This window comes from Lacibacter sediminis (genome assembly GCF_014168535.1).
Lineage (GTDB): Bacteria > Bacteroidota > Bacteroidia > Chitinophagales > Chitinophagaceae > Lacibacter > Lacibacter sediminis.
On sequence record NZ_CP060007.1, the window covers coordinates 311,232 to 327,193 of the forward strand.

Genomic DNA, 15,962 nt, shown 5'->3' on the forward strand with positions numbered 1-15,962 from the left:
CAATATGAAACGTATTTCAGTTTATATAAGTTCATTACTGTTGAGTGTGGCGCTATTAACAAGCTGCCATAAACAACTAGACAGGACACCGCCTAACAGTTTGCCGTCGGACAATGTGTATACTTCCGAGACCGGATATTTACAGGTAATGGCGAAAGTATATGCAAGCATGGCACTCACGGGAAACCAAGGCCCCGCAGGTAACGGTGATGTGGCTGGTATTGATGAAGGTACATCTGACTTTCTCCGTTTGTTTTGGAAAGCACAGGAGTTAAGTACCGACGAAGCTGTAGTTGCATGGAATGATCCCGGCATCCAGGATTTTCATAACATGAACTGGAGCTCCAGTAATGCAATGACCAAAGGTTTGTACTATCGTTGTACATACATCATAACACTTTGCAACGAATTTATCCGTGCGAGCAATCCTGCAACAGTTGCCAGTAATGGTATTTCGGGACCTGCAACAGATAATATCAAACGCATGCGTGCCGAAGCAAGATTTGTTCGTGCATTTTCTTATTGGGTATTACTTGATTTGTATGGCAAACCCGGATTTACTACAGAGAATGATCCAATTGGAAAATTCAATCCTGAACAAACAACAAGAACTGCTTTGTTCAGCTATATTGAAACTGAGTTGAAGGCAATTGAAAATGATCTGTCGAATGCACGTGCTGCTGATTATGGCCGTGCTGATAAAGCAGCTGCATGGTCATTACTTGCACGTATGTACCTCAATGCGAAAGTTTATATTGATACAGAGAAATATACAGAAGCAATTACCTATTCAAAAAAGGTGATTGATGCAGGGTATAGTTTACTGGGCGATTATCGTTGGTTAGGTTTAGCCGACAATAACATTAGTAATCCTGAATTTATCTGGACATTGAATTATGACGGTGTCAAATCGAAAAACTATGGTGGAACGACTTTTTTGGTGAATGCTTCTGTAGGTGGCGATATGGATAAAAATGTTTCAGGTCTTGGTGCATGGGGCGGTATTCGTGCAACACGAAACCTGCCAGATTTGTTTCCTGATGTAAATGGTAATGGCGATAAGCGTGCACAGTTTGCCATCGGTACACAAAACATTGAGATCAATAATATATCTGAATTCAAAGATGGTCTCGGTGTTATTAAGTATCGTAACAAAACTCGCAGTGGCGCTTTTGGCCAGGATCCTGAAAAAACATTCTCTGATATTGATTTTCCTGTTTTCCGTTTAGCAGAAATGTATCTCATTTATGCAGAAGCAGTAAAACGTGGCGGCGCTGGCGGCACCGATGCGCAAGCGTTGATTTATCTCAATGCATTGCGTGCAAGAGCACAGGTTACAGCTGCACCGTTAGGATTTTATACACTCGATTATATCATTGATGAACGTGCAAGAGAATTGTATTGGGAAGGCTTTCGCCGTACTGATCTGATCCGCTTTAACCGTTTTGTTGAAGGTACTTATCTGTGGCCCTGGAAAGGTGGTGTAAAAAGTGGAACCGGAGTTTCAGCGATCAGAAAAATTTACCCCATTCCTGATTCAGAAATTGCAGCAAACCCAAAACTGACACAGAACCCCGGATATTAATCAAACATAAATTATTCTGTCATGAAAAAAATAATTCAATCATTCACCCTTTTCACAGGATTGCTGCTTGCTGCAAGCTGCGAAAAAGTTGAAAATAAAATTTATCTCGAAAGTGGTAAGGATCCTGTGCTTACAATAAGCACTACCAATGTAAGCCTTGAGCCGGGTAACGAAGCAAAAGAAGCACTTCGGTTAAACTGGACGAATCCTGATTATATGTTTACAACAGGCGTGAGTTCACATGATGTAACCTATACCATTCAGATTGATGTGGAAGGTGGGAAATTTGCAAGCGACAAAAAAGGCGAAGTTGTTGTAGCAAAAGAACTTTCAAAAACGTTTACAGTTGCAGAGTTAAACGGATTCCTGGGTAATACCATGAAGTTGCAGACAGAGCCAAGAAGAAGCTACGTACTTGAAGTAAGAGTGGTTGCATCAATTGGAGCGGCAGCAAAAAGGTATTCCAACGAATTTAAGATTACTACCAGTCCATTTAATCCTCCACCAAAAGTTGAGCCTCCTGGAACCCTTATCAATAACTACAATGATGGTGAATTGTGGATAGTGGGTGATGCTTCTCCAAACGGCTGGGCGAACCCGCTTCAGGCAGCTTATAAAACGTCTCATAAGTTTACCAGGAAATCAAAAACATTGTATGAGTTGACCATCGCTTTACCAGGCGGCGGAGGTTATAAGTTGATTCAGCAAGATGGCAACTGGGATACACAATACCACATGACCGTAGGTACTTGGGCTGGTGGCGAATTTGAAAAGAAAAATGCCGATCCAACATTCCCAGGCCCTTCTACAGGGGCAGGTACGTACACCATAACAGTTAATTTTCAGTTGGGCACTTATTCAGTTGTAAAAATTTAAACAGCGAATTATGAAATCTATTAATAAACTATTTATTCTGACCATGCTTTTAGCTGTTGGTTTTGCGGCTTGCGAGAAAGCACCCGGTCTGGAAAATTATAAAAACGGAACGGCTGTCTCCCTTACTTCTTCTGCCGCATCAATTGCACCCACGGCTGCAGATTCAAACAAAGTAATCCTTACGTTGAACTGGACCAGCCCTGCTTACGCAACGGATTCAACTACCTACAAGTATATTCTTGAACTGGATTCAAGCACTAAAAATTTCACGAAACCAAATACGGTAATACAAACGGGCGCAAGAACCAAATCCTTCACAGGAAAAGAGATCAACAATATGTTGTTGAATTATGGTTTCGCTTTAGGAGTACCTGTTGATCTGGATTTTCGTATCACTTCATCTTACAGTAACAATAATGAACTGTACAAATCAAATATTGTAAAGATCAGGGTTACGCCTTACAACGATCCGAGTGTACTTACAACAGAAAAAACAGCAGTAAGCGGAACGTTAAACACATCAAATGATCCATCAAACAAATTCACATGGACAAATGCGTTTACAGGTTATAATGGCATAGTTACTTACACATTACAGTACGATTCAGCTACTAAGAACTTTGCATCGCTTAAAGAAATAGCAGTCGGCGCATCAACTTATCTCAAGCAATTGAAAGTGGGCGAAATGAATGATGCAGCTTTAAATGAAGGAGTAGCGGGTGATGCAACCGGTAAAATTGAATTCAGGGTGAAAGCTGTTACAGCACAAGGAGCAGTGTCATACTCAAATGTTGTTTCAGTTAATATCACAACTTATATTCCATTGCTCAGGTTTTATTTACCGGGTAGTTATCAAGTTGGCTCTGGGTATGGTAGTGAAAACTGGACTCCGGCAACAGCGCCCGAGCTGGTTCGTGATCTTCGTCCCGAGGCATTGAACAAATTGTACTATATCTACATATGGTTACCAGCCAATACTGAATTTAAAGTAACCCAAGGCCGTAGCTGGGATGTTAACTATGGAGGCACAGGTGGTAATCTTGTACAAGGGGCGCTTGACAACCTGAAAGTGACCAATGCTGGTTATTACAGAATATCAATTGACAGAACATCTTTGAAATATGATATCCGTGAAGGAAGAATGGGCTTTGTTGGCGGTGCTACCGGAGCTGGTTGGACCCCTCCGAACGTATTCCCCAATTATGCGATGGGCCTTGCTTCAACAAATCTGTTTGTTGGTGTAACCAATTTAACAGTCGATGCCTGGAAGATGATCGATTACAACGATTGGAACAGCGGCGATATCAATGTAACAAATGCACGTAGTTATGGTTCTGCCGGCGGTAGCGGAAGTACGATGGAAGTAAACGGCGGTAACTTCCCTGCTGTTGCAACTGCAGGTCGTTATCGTGCAATGTGGGATGGCCGTAACCCAGATAACATTAAATATGAATTGTCGCCAGCTACAGAAATGCGTGTAGTGGGTAATGGTATTCAAGGCGTACCAGATTGGAACCCGGGAGCAAGTCCTCAGATGACGTACATGGGAGCGGGTAAATGGCAGATAACTGTTACTCTTGTTGCCGGCAAGGACATTAAATTTCTTGCAGGTAACGATTGGGGGGCCTTTGATTATGAAGACAACAGCGGCGGCAGTATTGCCACTGGTGTTGCCCGTAAGATCAAATGGGAGGGAGGTGATAACTTTAAAACTCCAGCCGCAACCGGATCTTATACAATTATCTTAGATGAGCATGCGCAAACAGTAACTATTCAATAGTTGAGTTTTTATAAATAGTAAAGCCGACAGTACCAACTGTCGGCTTTTTCTATTAATTCCCGAATCAAAATCAGCCTCAGCCCTTATTTTCATTACCTTCGTGCCCTTAATTTTCAGGGTTATGTCTTCCTTGCGTGATCAATTGGATATGGAGCGGTTACCGCAGCACATCGCCATTATTATGGATGGGAATGGTCGTTGGGCCAAGGAGCAAGGTCAGGATCGCCTCTTTGGTCATTTTCATGGCGTTGAAAGTGTGCGTGATATTGTAGAAGGATGTGCAGAGTTGGGTGTGAAATATCTTACCCTTTATGCCTTCAGTACTGAAAACTGGGACAGACCAATTGAAGAAGTAACAGGTTTAATGGAGTTGCTGGTAGATACCATTCGTAAAGAAACAGCTACCCTCAACAAGAACAAGATCAAATTGCATGTAATCGGTGATACGAATATGTTGCCCGACTACGCAAGAAAAGAATTACAGGAAAGCCTGGATGAACTTAAAGATAATACCGGTCTCAATCTTATCATGGCATTAAGTTACAGCAGCCGCTGGGAAATTGTTAATGCCATTAAGAATATTGCAGCCGATGTGAAGACAGGAAAACTGGAGCCGTTTGAAATTGATCAGGATACCATCAAGGATTATTTGACCACACGTGAGTTTCCTGATCCTGAGTTGATGATACGCACCAGCGGTGAGTACCGCATCAGTAACTTTCTTTTATATCAATTGGCCTATGCAGAATTGTATTTTACCAATGTACGCTGGCCCGATTTCAGAAAAGAGAATTTATATGAAGCGATTCTCGATTTTCAGGGCAGGGAGAGGCGTTTTGGGAAAACAGGTGAGCAATTAAAAACCAGCGAACCTATAACACAATCCTAAGAAGCTGTGAAGATGGCCATTTTAACAAAGAGTTTCAGCAAAACCAACTATTTTGCCGCCCGGCCGATGACGTTATAAGTCACGGTCAGACTTGCAACGCAACGTCCGACTGTAAAAGGCATGAGCGGCATTTTTATAACCGATATACAACATAACCGTAACTGAATTTTGATGCGTTTGAATAGAAAATTATTACTGCTTATTCTGATTTGCTCCAGCGTTTACCTGCCTGCAATGGCACAGCAAACCGACACCACCAAACCAGTTTCAGTTGATCCTGAACTGGAAGCGATCATGAATTCAAAAGTGCCCAGAGAATATATTATCGCCGGCATTACTGTTAGTGGCTCCAAAACATTTGATTCAGCATTACTGGTTTCTGTTTCCGGTATTTCTGTTGGTGACAAAGTTTACCTGCCTGGTGGCGATCTGTTCAGCAAAGCAATTGCAGCCATTTGGCGTCAGCAATATTTTGATGATGCAACGATTTACATTACAAAAGTTGACGGGAAAGATATTTACATTGAAATAAATGTAACCGAACGTGCAAGGCTTGGTAACTTCTTTTTCAGAGGAATCAAAAAAGGTGAAGAAGATGAGCTGAAAGAAAAAGTTGGGCTAACGCCAAACAAAGTAATTACAGAAAATCTTCGCCGCACAAGCATTGAAAAAATTGAAAAGTTTTATTCAGATAAAGGGTTCAGACAAATTGATGTAAAAATCTCTGAAACAAAGAATGCCGTAAACCCCAACTTTATTGACCTTACGTTTAACGTTAACAAAGGCAAGAAGGTAAAGATCGACGAGATCTTTATTTCAGGGAACGAAGTTGTATCGGATCTTAAAATCAAGAAACAGTTAAAGGGAACAAAGGAACGCATGCGTTTTACGTTGTATCCTGAAAAAAATGCTTCAGCTTATGGCGGTAAAGATTCGGTCACATTCAAAGAGTTTATGAAAGACCGTGGATTTTTATCACTTTCGAAAGTGAGGGATTTTCTTGATCCATGGTTCCGCATTAAGTTTTCTGCTGCTAAATTCAACCAGAATAAATACATCGAAGACAAAGAGAAGATCCTTACTTATTACAACTCTCTTGGCTATCGTGATGCGGTTATTGAAAAGGATACCAACTATTATAACAGCAAAGGAAACCTGGTTATTGATGTAAAGGTTGATGAAGGAAGACAATATTACTTCGGTAACATTACCTGGAGAGGGAATACAAAATATTCTGATTCGGTACTCAACAACATCCTTGGAATACAACGTGGTGATATCTATAACCTCGAAACACTGAATTCAAAATTAGGTAAGCAACTTTCAGCAGAAGGTGGCGATATCAGTGGTCTTTACATGGATGATGGTTATTTGTTCTTCCGTGTGGAGCCTATTGAAACAAAAGTTTACAACGATACGATCGATTACGAAATCCGTTTGTCTGAAGGTCCGCAGGCAACCATTCGTTCAATAAATATTTACGGAAACGATAAAACGAAGGAGTATGTCATCCGTCGTGAGTTACGTACAATTCCGGGTGAAAAATTCAGCCGTAGCGATATGATCCGTTCGATCCGTGAATTATCTGCATTGAATTATTTCAATCCTGAAAAGATCAATCCAAACCCGGTTCCAAATCCGGATGACGGTACAGTTGACATCAACTACACACTTGAAGAAAAATCAAGTGATCAGTTGGAGTTGAGTGCGGGTTGGGGTGGATTGATCGGTTTAACCGGTACATTGGGTGTTACCTTCAACAACTTCTCTACAAAAAATATTTTCAAAAAATCGGCATGGCAACCGTTACCAAGTGGTGATGGACAGCGTTTATCCATTCGTGTACAATCAAACGGTCCGTCGTTCAGTTCGCAGAACTTTTCATTTACTGAACCTTGGTTAGGTGGTAAGAAAAGAAATAACCTGACGTTGAGTTTGTTCCGTACCAAGTTGGCAAATGCATTTGATCCGTTAACAGGCTTGCCTCTACGTAAAAAGTCAGAAGATGCACAATACCTCCGCACGTTTGGTGCAAGTGTATCATTGGGTAAGCAATTGAAATGGCCCGATGACTTTTTCAACCTGATCACATCAGTTAACTACACACAATATAAACTGAAAGATTACCCTATTTTCCCTGAGCTGGATAGTGGTGTATCGAATAACATTAACTTACGTTTTCAGATCATTCGTTCAAGTGTTGATCAGCCAACGTTCCCACGTTCGGGTTCAACGTTTTCTTTAACAGCAACATTTACACCACCATGGAGTTTGTTCCGTGATGCTAGTAAATATTCAGACCCTGCTGAGAAATATCGTTTGGTTGAGTATCACAAATGGCGTTTGAATTACGAATGGTTTATCCCGATCGGAAAGCCTGCAGGTGCTGAAAAGAACCGCCAGTTTGTATTGAAAGCCGCAGCGAAATTTGGTTTCCTTGGCCGATATAATAAAGATTTGCCGATATCGCCATTTGAACGTTTCCAGGTGGGTGATGCCGGTTTGCAGAATAACTTTGGTATCATTGGTTTCGACATTATTGCACACAGAGGTTATCCCGTGTACGATAATTCAAACCCAAGGATTAATAACGCCAACCAAACATCAGCCACACAATTCTTTACCATCTTTAACAAGTATAGTATGGAATTGCGCTATCCATTAAGCACCAACCCAAGCAGTACAATTTTTGGTTTGGCGTTTTTTGAAGCAGCCAATGGCTGGTATGATGTGAAGGATTACAATCCATTCAAACTGCGCCGCAGTGCAGGCTTGGGTATGCGTTTCTTCTTGCCAATGTTTGGTTTGCTCGGGTTTGATTATGGTGTTGGTTTGGATAGAACATATCCCGGCGCAAGATTCAGAGATATTTCCAAGTTTACCTTTATGCTTGGCTTTGAACCGGAATAGACAACTTTTTTGTTGCATCATCCATCATGTATAAAAAAAAAATTGTATGAAGACATTCCTGATTGCAGCTTTCAGCTTAATGCTTACAGCATTTAGTGCTAATGCACAACGTTATGCTATTATTGACACCAAGTACATACTGGATAAAATTCCTGAGTATAAGGATGCCAATAAAAAGCTGGAAGAAATGGCTGATGCATGGCAAAAAGAAATTGACCTGTTGCAGGCTGATCTCGATAAAATTTACCGTCAGCTTGAAACTGAAAAGGCGATGCTCACACCTGAACTTTTGAAAAAAAGGGAAGATGAGATCTTTAATAAAGAGAAGCAGGTGCGTGATCTGCAACGCAGACGTTTTGGGTTTGAAGGCGACTACTTCCGCAAAAAGCAGGAATTGGTGAAACCCATACAGGATAAGGTTTACAACGCCGTTCAGCGTCTTGCAACTGAAAGATTATACGATTTTATTTTGGACAAAAGTGAGGGAATTACCGTTATATTTGCCGACCCTAAACTGGACAAAAGTGATGATGTGCTGAAAATACTGGGTGTTAAACTTTAATCAAAACCCTGTGCGCACACAACCATTGAAGGGAGTAAGCACACTTTATTTAAAACAAACAACAAAAATGAAAAAGATTATTGTTCTGGCAGTTGTAGCACTTATGGGAACAGCTGTAACAGTGAATGCACAAAAAATTGGTCACATTAACACAAATGATTTGTTGGTGGCGATGCCTGAAACGAAGAAAGCTCAGGATAGATTAAAAAACTCACAGGATTCACTCAACGTTGTATATGCACAGTTGATCAAAGAATACCAGGAAAAAGACAGCATCATCCGTGTTGATTCAGTTAAATGGAGCCCGGCTATTAAGCAGATCCGTTTTAAAGAATTCCAGGATTTAGCTGATGCAGTACAACAATATTCAACTTCAGCACAGCAGTTTTTGCAACAGAAAGAACAAGAGTTTTTTGCTCCTGTACAGAAAATTGCATTGGATGCAATTCAATCTGTAGCTAAAGCAAATGGTTATGCTTATGTTGTTTCAAGAGATGCTTTATTAGTGGTACCAACAACAGATGATCTGTTACCATTAGTGAAGAAGTTTCTGAAAATACCTGAAACCCCGGCTAAATAATTAAGCTTTAAGAATTACAATATTGATCCCCCGGTTTATCGGGGGATTTTTTTTGTGCTTACATTAGCAGCATGCAGCAAGGACCAATCGGCATATTTGATTCAGGCTATGGCGGGTTAACAGTGATGAAAGAAATCGTGCAGCAGTTACCGCAGTATGATTATATCTACCTCGGTGATAATGCCCGTGCTCCCTATGGCACACGCAGCTTTGAAACAGTGTATCGTTACACATTGGAATGTGTAGAATGGTTTTTTAAACAAGGTTGTCCATTAGTTATTCTTGCCTGCAACACTGCTTCTGCAAAAGCATTAAGAACCATTCAGCAAAACGATCTGCAACAGCTCAATCCTGATAACAGAGTGTTGGGCGTGATTCGTCCAACTGCAGAAGTGATCGGGCAATACAGTAAAACAAAGAATGTTGGTGTACTTGCAACGGCAGGAACGGTGCAATCAGAATCGTATGAAATAGAGATCACCAAATTTTATCCTGATGCAAAAGTCTTTCAACAGGCTTGCCCCATGTGGGTACCGTTGATCGAGAACAATGAACATACAAATGCCGGTGCCGATTATTTTGTAAAAGAGTATGTGGATGAACTGATGCAGCAATCAGCGGATATTGATACTGTGCTGCTCGGGTGTACACATTATCCTTTGCTGAGTGAAAAGATCAAACAGCAATTGCCGGAGAATGTGCAGTTATTATCGCAGGGAAAGATTGTAGCCGAAAGTTTGGCTGATTACCTGCAGCGACACCCAGAAATGGAAGAGCGTCTGACTAAAGGAGGAACGAAGCAGTTTTTTACAACAGATTCAGTAACTGATTTTGACCGACATGCCCGTTTATTTTATGGGTCGGATGTGCTGGCTAAGCATGTGGAGCTGGTGGGCTGAATATTCCCTTCCCCGAGCGGTGGTTAACTGTTACACAGCAAACTGATTATCAGGGGTGGGTTGCAGAATAGAATTCCCGAACGTACAAGAGATTGCGTGGCAACAGGAGCAGAACGGGGTAACAGGCGCTGGTATCAGCATAATTTTCTTGCCTCAAACACTGTGTTTTCGGGCAGTTTCCCCTACCTTTGCCGTCCTTTCACAAACAGCGGGAAGTGGTGTTCTCACTGCGTGATATGAAATTTCCGGATTCTCCCCGGTATTTTTTAAAGAAGTAAAACAGCAAACAATGCCAGGAAAAAAACGCACATACCAGCCTTCGAAGCGTCGCAGAAAAACCACACACGGTTTTCGTAAGCGTATGCAAGATGCTAATGGCCGCAAAGTATTAAACAGCCGCCGTGCAAAGGGCCGTCATAAGCTCACGATTTCTGATGAGCGTGGCGCTAAGAAATAATTTTCTTACGAACAGATGATATTCTTAAGTCTCCCGTTTATCGGGAGACTTTTTATTTTACAGCTGCCTTGCAAACGGTGTTATTTTTACAATCTCATTTCAGTTTTTTGGAAACAGCACAACGATATACACTTGGTAAAAACGAACGGATGAAAAGCCGTAAGCAGATCGAACTTCTGTTTAAAGAAGGCAAAACATTTTCTGCTACGCCTTTGCGGGTGTACTATGCTGTTCAACCATTGTCTGCTGATGATAGTCCCTTGCTGTTTGGGGTTGCTGTGGGCACAAGAAATTTCAAAAAGGCGGTTGACCGAAATCGTATTAAACGATTGATTCGTGAAGCCTGGCGGTTACAAAAAAATGAACTGCAACAAAAACTGAAACAGGAGAACAAACAGCTGCATGTGTTTTTTATTTTCACCGGTAAAGAAGTACCTGAGTATAAATTAATAGCCGAAAAGACGGGATTAGCTTTACATAAACTGGAACAACTCAATGTGCAGTCAGCATCTTGATACAAACCCTAAAAAGTACAGCAGTATTAAAACAGTGCTGAGCTTTCCATTTATTTTATTGATTCGTTTTTATCAGTATGTGATCAGTCCTGCTATTGGACCTAAATGCAGATATACGCCGACCTGTAGTCAATACGGAATTGAAGCATTGAAGAAACACGGACCTATCAAAGGTTTGTGGTTAACGATGAAGCGAATAAGTAAATGTCATCCCTGGGGTGGAAGTGGTTACGACCCTGTGCCATGATCAAACAAGTAAGCCATCACGGCTTCATCAACGTACTGATCTTTACTTTTTAAATACGTGTATTTCTTCAACACACCTTCGTGATGAAAACCTGCTTTAAGATAAAGCTGAATCGCTTTTTCGTTTGCAGTAGAAACAGTTAATTCAATACGCAGAAAGCCTTGCTGTTTTGCATATTCTTTTATTTCTTCCATCATCCGCAAACCATAACCTTTACCAGCTTCTTCCGGATCAATGGCCAAACCACCGAGATAAACAATATGTGTATTACGGTAATGCTGCGGCACCAGTTTGAACATACCAATGGATTCGCCGGCATCTTCAAAAATATACAGCACACCTTTGTTTTGTAATTCGTTGAACACACTGCGAAAATCTTCCGGATGCATAAACTCATACAACAGGAAAGGATTTACATGCGGGTGCATGTACAAATAGTAAAGAAATCCAAAATCCTGGCTGGTTGCTTTGCGTATCATTTGTGCTGTTAGGGACTGTGAAATTAATTACTTTGCAAGAGTACAAAGCAAAAATCATGGCAAAAGAAAAGATACGCTGCAGCTGGTGTTTAAAAGATGATCTGTATAAAGCATATCATGATGAGGAATGGGGAACACCCTTGCACGACGATGATAAATTATTTGAACTGCTTTGCCTCGAAGGGGCACAGGCTGGTTTAAGTTGGTACACTATTCTCAACAAACGTGAAAACTACCGTAAAGCATTTGATGGGTTTGATGCAAAGAAGATGGCAAAATATGGCGACAAAAAAATAGAGGCATTGTTGCAGGATGCAGGCATTGTACGCAACCGTTTAAAAGTGAATGCCTTTGTACAGAATGCCAAAACATATCTCGCCATACAAAAAGAGTTTGGCAGTTTTGATAAATACATTTGGCAGTTTGTTGGCGGCAAACCAATTATAAATAAAGTGAAAGGGATGGGTGATGTGCCGGTAAAAACGGAGATCTCGGATGCTATGAGCAAGGATTTATTAAAGCGTGGGTTTAAGTTTGTTGGCTCAACAATTTGCTATGCGTTTATGCAGGCAAGTGGTATGGTGAATGACCATGCAGATGATTGCTGGAAGAAGAAATAACCCCGGTTCCGATAGGAGAAAAATACAAAGCCGTTTCATTTTTTGAAACGGCTTTGTATTTGGTGAGACTTCTATTTATTATTTACCGAAGCGTTCAGCTACTTTGCTCCAGTTAACTACATTCCAGAATGCAGCTAAATAATCTGCACGACGGTTCTGATACTTTAAGTAGTAAGCATGTTCCCAAACATCGGCACCAAGGATGGGTGTGCCTTTTACTTCAGCAACATCCATCATTGGATTATCCTGGTTAGGAGTTGACGTAACTTCAAGCTTGCCATCTTTTACGATCAACCAAGCCCAGCCACTTCCGAAACGGGTCATACCGGCTGCTGCAAATTTTTCTTTGAATGCATCAAAAGAACCAAATGCGGCATTGATCGCATCAGCCAATGCACCCGTTGGTGTACCGCCAGCGTTTGCTGCTAATGATTCCCAGAAGAAAGTGTGGTTCCAGTGACCACCGCCGTTGTTACGTACTGCAGGTGAAATACTTCCTGCAGCAGCTACTAACTGCTCAATGGTTTTGCTTTCGTGCTCAGTACCGGCAACAGCTTTGTTGAGATTATCAACATAAGCCTGGTGATGTTTGCCGTGATGTATCTGCATAGTGGTTGTGTCAATATGAGGCTCCAGTGCATCATGTGCATATGGAAGAGGTGCTAATGTAAATGCCATGTTCTGTAAGTTTTAAATTTTACGAAATTGTTTAACGGAGAACAAATGTACAAACAGATAATTTAAAATGCAGACCGATTAAACTTACAGCAATTAGCATACCGAGAGAAAAAAGAAAGGAATGCACTGCTGCATTCCCTGTCTCCATTGGGCTTTGGGTTTTTTATTGGGAACAGTACCAGTTGATTTGATCTTGTGCCTGGTAGTAACTTAACCAGATATCACGAATATTTATCGACATGAGGTTACCACGGCTGCGGTTATAAATACTTCTTACGCCATAGTAACTAAAGTCGCCATAAAGCACTTCGCCAACGGTTGGGCGGAACGACCAGTTTTCGGCTACCGTGTAACCGTTAGCTGTTTCAATAACGATGTAATCGCAATTGAAATCGGAAAACACAACCACACCACGTTCTTTCTCCAACCATTGTGACTCATCAATCGGGGCAGGTTGTAAATCGGTCTTTCGGCAAGCTGAAAGAAAGACCAGGCTGAGTATAGCAAAACCAATGATCTTTTTCATGTGTAGATATTTATTACACAGATTAGATGTGTACAATTACACGAAGTTGTAAGTAACTGTAAGAAGATTTTGTTAAAGCATTTGCGTGCTATTGATTCGACTTATTTTACAAGACGATTCAGTTTTTTGCCTTTTTCAACAAAGGTTTCAACGATGCCTTTTGTTTCAAGATCGAGACGGATGGAGATGGTATACCAGGGAATCGAACCTTTAAATTCAGGTATTTGTTTGCGGATGATCTTCACCACATCATCGGTAAGTTCGGTGAAGGTTTTTCCTTTGCTGCTTTTCAGACTTTGAAGTATAGCGGCTTTAACCGGTTCGTAAATAGCAACATCAAACTTCCGTTCCGTTCCTGTTACCGGATGTGTAACAATGATCTTTTTTGAAGTTGCTTTTGCCATCTATTATCGTTTATCCTTAAAAAAATCTTTCATCAGCTTTACACAGTCTTCTTTCAGAACACCTTTCAGAATTTCAGCTTTCTGATGAAAAGGCGAGTGATCTTTTGTAATACGTTTGTGTCCGTTTTTTTCATCATCAGCACCCCAAACAATACGGGTTACTTTGCTCCAGTACAATGCTCCTGCACACATGAGACAAGGCTCAACGGTTACATACAAAGTAGCTTCGGGTAAATATTTTGCACCAATTTGACTGAAAGCCGATGTTAATGCGATCATCTCTGCGTGAGCAGTGGGGTCGTTAAGACGCTCCGTCATATTATGCCCACGGGCAATAATCTTGTTATTTACAACCACTACAGCACCGATCGGAATTTCACCTTCTTCAAACGCCAGCTCTGCTTCCTTTAATGCCTGTTTCATGAAATGTTCATCCGTCATACAACGAAGGTACTTATTCAATCACTTAACAGAAAGAGCAGAAAAGAAGAATAAAGCTTTATTACATTTGCAAGCACACTTCTTTCTAACCGATTGCCTGAACAGTTTAAACACGAAAGCCATTCATGAATCCATATCAAACGTTATACGATAGCCAGGTTGCTTATTATAAATCAGGTGCTACGAGAACAGTTGTATTTCGTAAAGAGCAATTAAAAAAACTGGAATCATTGCTTCGTAACAACGAACAGCTGATTGAAGAGGCTTTGTATAAAGACCTGCGTAAGCATAAGCAGGAAGTGTACATGACTGAACTTGGTCCGACGTATGAAGAAATAAGGGTACAGTTAAGAGGTGTGCGGCAATGGATGCAACCTCAAACAGTAGAAACGCCATTATATCTTTTGCCTTCAGTTACCAAACTTTATCCTGAGCCTGTAGGCAATGTGATCGTTATCTCTCCCTGGAATTATCCGGTGCTGTTAACCTATCGTGCAGTTGCAGGTGCAATAGCGGCTGGTAACACGGTGATCATTAAACATTCGGAGTTAAGTCATCATACTTCTACTTTAATGGAACAACTGATCAATAAACATTTTCCTGCTGATTATATTCATGCTGTACAAGGCCATGGTGAAACAGTGGTACCGCAATTGCTGGAACATTTTCATTTCGGGCATGTTTTTTTCACAGGTGGTACAGAAATCGGGAAAAAGATCATGGGTATGGCAGCAAAGCAATTATCACCTGTATCACTGGAGCTTGGCGGTAAAAGCCCATGTATTGTTGATGCAAGTGCTGATCTCAAAATGGCTTCGAAACGAATTGTGTGGGGAAAACTGCTCAACTGCGGACAATCATGTGTAGCTCCCGATTATCTTGTGGTGCATGAAAGTGTTAAAGACAAACTCATTCAAACAATTATCAAAACAATTGAAGAGTGTTACGGAACTGACAGGGAAGCGAATGATAACTATGGATGCATTATTAATAACCGTCGTTTTCAGTCGATCGTAAAGTATTTGCAGGATGGAAACGTTCTTTATGGTGGTGATGTGAATGAAGAAAGCAGGCACATAGGTCCAACGATCATTGACAATGTTAAACCAGATGCTGCTGTAATGCGTGAAGAGATCTTTGGTCCGGTATTGCCTGTATTTACTTACAGAGAGAATGAAGAAGTGTTGAAGCTGGTTGATCTGAACCCCAATCCGTTGGCAGTTTATATTTTCAGCACATCAACAGCAACACAGGATTATTTTGTGGAGAAGATCAGTTTTGGTGCAGGCTGTATCAATGAAACTATTTACCAGTTAGGCAGCAGCAGTATTCCGTTTGGTGGTATTGGCACAAGTGGTCATGGTGGACATTTAGGTAAGTTTTCGTTCGATACATTTACACACTATAAGGGTATTGTAAAGAAGGTGAATTGGTTTGAGCCTTTTTTCCGTTATCCTCCGTTCAGTAAATCAAAACTCCGCCTCTGGCGGTTGGCTTTGGGAAGAAAATAAAGC

The 15,962-nt window shown here is 41.1% G+C and carries 18 protein-coding genes; 13 read left to right on the forward strand and 5 right to left on the reverse strand.

Translation table 11 applies throughout. The features are described from left to right. Positions 1–4: 4 nt before the first annotated feature. From H4075_RS01425 to yidD, 11 genes are all read left to right on the forward strand, one after another. Positions 5–1,585 (forward strand): RagB/SusD family nutrient uptake outer membrane protein, encoded by a 1,581-nt coding sequence (locus H4075_RS01425; protein ID WP_182803465.1) that lies wholly within the window; start codon positions 5–7, stop codon positions 1,583–1,585. A gap of 21 nt (positions 1,586–1,606) precedes the next feature. Further along, entirely contained in the window at positions 1,607–2,461 is an 855-nt protein-coding gene (locus tag H4075_RS01430; RefSeq protein WP_182803467.1) for a SusE domain-containing protein, read from the forward strand. A gap of 10 nt (positions 2,462–2,471) precedes the next feature. Further along, the gene (locus H4075_RS01435) at positions 2,472–4,241 is read left to right on the forward strand and encodes a SusE domain-containing protein (protein WP_182803469.1); all 1,770 of its coding nucleotides are present in this window, start codon (positions 2,472–2,474) and stop codon (positions 4,239–4,241) included. Between the two features lie 121 nt (positions 4,242–4,362). Continuing rightward, entirely contained in the window at positions 4,363–5,130 is a 768-nt protein-coding gene (locus H4075_RS01440) for an isoprenyl transferase (protein WP_182803471.1), read from the forward strand. 171 nt (positions 5,131–5,301) lie between these two features. Continuing rightward, the gene (locus H4075_RS01445; protein ID WP_182803472.1) at positions 5,302–8,040 is read left to right on the forward strand and encodes a BamA/OMP85 family outer membrane protein; all 2,739 of its coding nucleotides are present in this window, start codon (positions 5,302–5,304) and stop codon (positions 8,038–8,040) included. Between the two features lie 46 nt (positions 8,041–8,086). Beyond that, the gene (locus H4075_RS01450) at positions 8,087–8,602 is read left to right on the forward strand and encodes an OmpH family outer membrane protein (RefSeq protein WP_182803474.1); all 516 of its coding nucleotides are present in this window, start codon (positions 8,087–8,089) and stop codon (positions 8,600–8,602) included. Positions 8,603–8,669: 67 nt separating this feature from the next. After that, positions 8,670–9,182: an OmpH family outer membrane protein gene (locus H4075_RS01455; protein WP_182803475.1), complete on the forward strand. Its 513-nt coding sequence runs from the start codon at positions 8,670–8,672 to the stop codon at positions 9,180–9,182. A gap of 71 nt (positions 9,183–9,253) precedes the next feature. Further along, positions 9,254–10,081: a glutamate racemase gene (gene murI / locus H4075_RS01460; protein ID WP_182803477.1), complete on the forward strand. Its 828-nt coding sequence runs from the start codon at positions 9,254–9,256 to the stop codon at positions 10,079–10,081. 289 nt (positions 10,082–10,370) lie between these two features. Then, positions 10,371–10,538, forward strand: a complete 168-nt coding sequence (gene rpmH / locus H4075_RS01465; protein WP_182803479.1) for a 50S ribosomal protein L34 — start codon at positions 10,371–10,373, stop codon at positions 10,536–10,538. 77 nt (positions 10,539–10,615) lie between these two features. Next, the gene (gene rnpA / locus H4075_RS01470) at positions 10,616–11,053 is read left to right on the forward strand and encodes a ribonuclease P protein component (protein ID WP_255460279.1); all 438 of its coding nucleotides are present in this window, start codon (positions 10,616–10,618) and stop codon (positions 11,051–11,053) included. After that, a complete protein-coding gene (yidD, locus tag H4075_RS01475; RefSeq protein ID WP_182803483.1) occupies positions 11,034–11,300 on the forward strand; it encodes a membrane protein insertion efficiency factor YidD in 267 nt (88 codons plus the stop codon). Before rnpA ends, yidD begins: the two co-directional genes overlap by 20 nt. Here the strand turns inward: yidD and H4075_RS01480 are convergent. After that, entirely contained in the window at positions 11,282–11,779 is a 498-nt protein-coding gene (locus H4075_RS01480; protein ID WP_182803485.1) for a GNAT family N-acetyltransferase, read from the reverse strand. The genes yidD and H4075_RS01480 overlap by 19 nt on opposite strands. A 56-nt stretch (positions 11,780–11,835) precedes the next feature. On the opposite strand from H4075_RS01480, the gene H4075_RS01485 reads away from it, so the two are divergent. Then, on the forward strand, positions 11,836–12,399 hold the full coding sequence (locus tag H4075_RS01485) for a DNA-3-methyladenine glycosylase I (protein ID WP_182803487.1): 564 nt from the start codon (positions 11,836–11,838) through the stop codon (positions 12,397–12,399). Between the two features lie 78 nt (positions 12,400–12,477). Here H4075_RS01485 and H4075_RS01490 read toward each other — a convergent pair whose 3' ends face one another. The 4 genes from H4075_RS01490 to H4075_RS01505 form a co-directional block, all read right to left on the reverse strand. Then, positions 12,478–13,077, reverse strand: coding sequence for a superoxide dismutase (locus H4075_RS01490; protein ID WP_182803489.1), 600 nt, complete (start codon positions 13,075–13,077; stop codon positions 12,478–12,480). A 163-nt stretch (positions 13,078–13,240) separates the two neighbouring features. Continuing rightward, complete coding sequence (locus H4075_RS01495) at positions 13,241–13,603, reverse strand: hypothetical protein (RefSeq protein ID WP_182803491.1); 363 nt, start codon at positions 13,601–13,603, stop codon at positions 13,241–13,243. Positions 13,604–13,704: 101 nt separating this feature from the next. Beyond that, positions 13,705–14,007 (reverse strand): DUF6958 family protein, encoded by a 303-nt coding sequence (locus tag H4075_RS01500; RefSeq protein ID WP_182803493.1) that lies wholly within the window; start codon positions 14,005–14,007, stop codon positions 13,705–13,707. A 3-nt stretch (positions 14,008–14,010) separates the two neighbouring features. Further along, positions 14,011–14,448 carry a nucleoside deaminase gene (locus H4075_RS01505; RefSeq protein ID WP_182803495.1) on the reverse strand — a complete coding sequence of 146 codons (438 nt, stop codon included), beginning with the start codon at positions 14,446–14,448 and terminating at the stop codon, positions 14,011–14,013. A 125-nt stretch (positions 14,449–14,573) separates the two neighbouring features. Between H4075_RS01505 and H4075_RS01510 the strand changes: the two genes are divergently transcribed. After that, complete coding sequence (locus H4075_RS01510) at positions 14,574–15,959, forward strand: aldehyde dehydrogenase family protein (RefSeq protein ID WP_182803497.1); 1,386 nt, start codon at positions 14,574–14,576, stop codon at positions 15,957–15,959. The last annotated feature ends 3 nt before the right edge of the window (positions 15,960–15,962 follow it).

What these genes read in the sequence shown, in the direction of transcription:
- H4075_RS01445 (WP_182803472.1), top strand. Translation starts at nt 5,302, where the DNA reads ATGCGTTTGAATAGAAAATTATTACTGCTTATTCTGATTTGCTCCAGC.
- H4075_RS01435 (WP_182803469.1), top strand. Translation starts at nt 2,472, where the DNA reads ATGAAATCTATTAATAAACTATTTATTCTGACCATGCTTTTAGCTGTT.
- H4075_RS01490 (WP_182803489.1), bottom strand. Translation starts at nt 13,077, where the DNA reads ATGGCATTTACATTAGCACCTCTTCCATATGCACATGATGCACTGGAG.
- H4075_RS01510 (WP_182803497.1), top strand. Translation starts at nt 14,574, where the DNA reads ATGAATCCATATCAAACGTTATACGATAGCCAGGTTGCTTATTATAAA.
- yidD (WP_182803483.1), top strand. Translation starts at nt 11,034, where the DNA reads ATGTGCAGTCAGCATCTTGATACAAACCCTAAAAAGTACAGCAGTATT.
- H4075_RS01500 (WP_182803493.1), bottom strand. Translation starts at nt 14,007, where the DNA reads ATGGCAAAAGCAACTTCAAAAAAGATCATTGTTACACATCCGGTAACA.
- rpmH (WP_182803479.1), top strand. Translation starts at nt 10,371, where the DNA reads ATGCCAGGAAAAAAACGCACATACCAGCCTTCGAAGCGTCGCAGAAAA.
- H4075_RS01455 (WP_182803475.1), top strand. Translation starts at nt 8,670, where the DNA reads ATGAAAAAGATTATTGTTCTGGCAGTTGTAGCACTTATGGGAACAGCT.
- H4075_RS01495 (WP_182803491.1), bottom strand. Translation starts at nt 13,603, where the DNA reads ATGAAAAAGATCATTGGTTTTGCTATACTCAGCCTGGTCTTTCTTTCA.
- H4075_RS01480 (WP_182803485.1), bottom strand. Translation starts at nt 11,779, where the DNA reads ATGATACGCAAAGCAACCAGCCAGGATTTTGGATTTCTTTACTATTTG.
- murI (WP_182803477.1), top strand. Translation starts at nt 9,254, where the DNA reads ATGCAGCAAGGACCAATCGGCATATTTGATTCAGGCTATGGCGGGTTA.
- H4075_RS01485 (WP_182803487.1), top strand. Translation starts at nt 11,836, where the DNA reads ATGGCAAAAGAAAAGATACGCTGCAGCTGGTGTTTAAAAGATGATCTG.
- H4075_RS01440 (WP_182803471.1), top strand. Translation starts at nt 4,363, where the DNA reads ATGTCTTCCTTGCGTGATCAATTGGATATGGAGCGGTTACCGCAGCAC.
- H4075_RS01430 (WP_182803467.1), top strand. Translation starts at nt 1,607, where the DNA reads ATGAAAAAAATAATTCAATCATTCACCCTTTTCACAGGATTGCTGCTT.
- H4075_RS01505 (WP_182803495.1), bottom strand. Translation starts at nt 14,448, where the DNA reads ATGACGGATGAACATTTCATGAAACAGGCATTAAAGGAAGCAGAGCTG.
- H4075_RS01450 (WP_182803474.1), top strand. Translation starts at nt 8,087, where the DNA reads ATGAAGACATTCCTGATTGCAGCTTTCAGCTTAATGCTTACAGCATTT.
- H4075_RS01425 (WP_182803465.1), top strand. Translation starts at nt 5, where the DNA reads ATGAAACGTATTTCAGTTTATATAAGTTCATTACTGTTGAGTGTGGCG.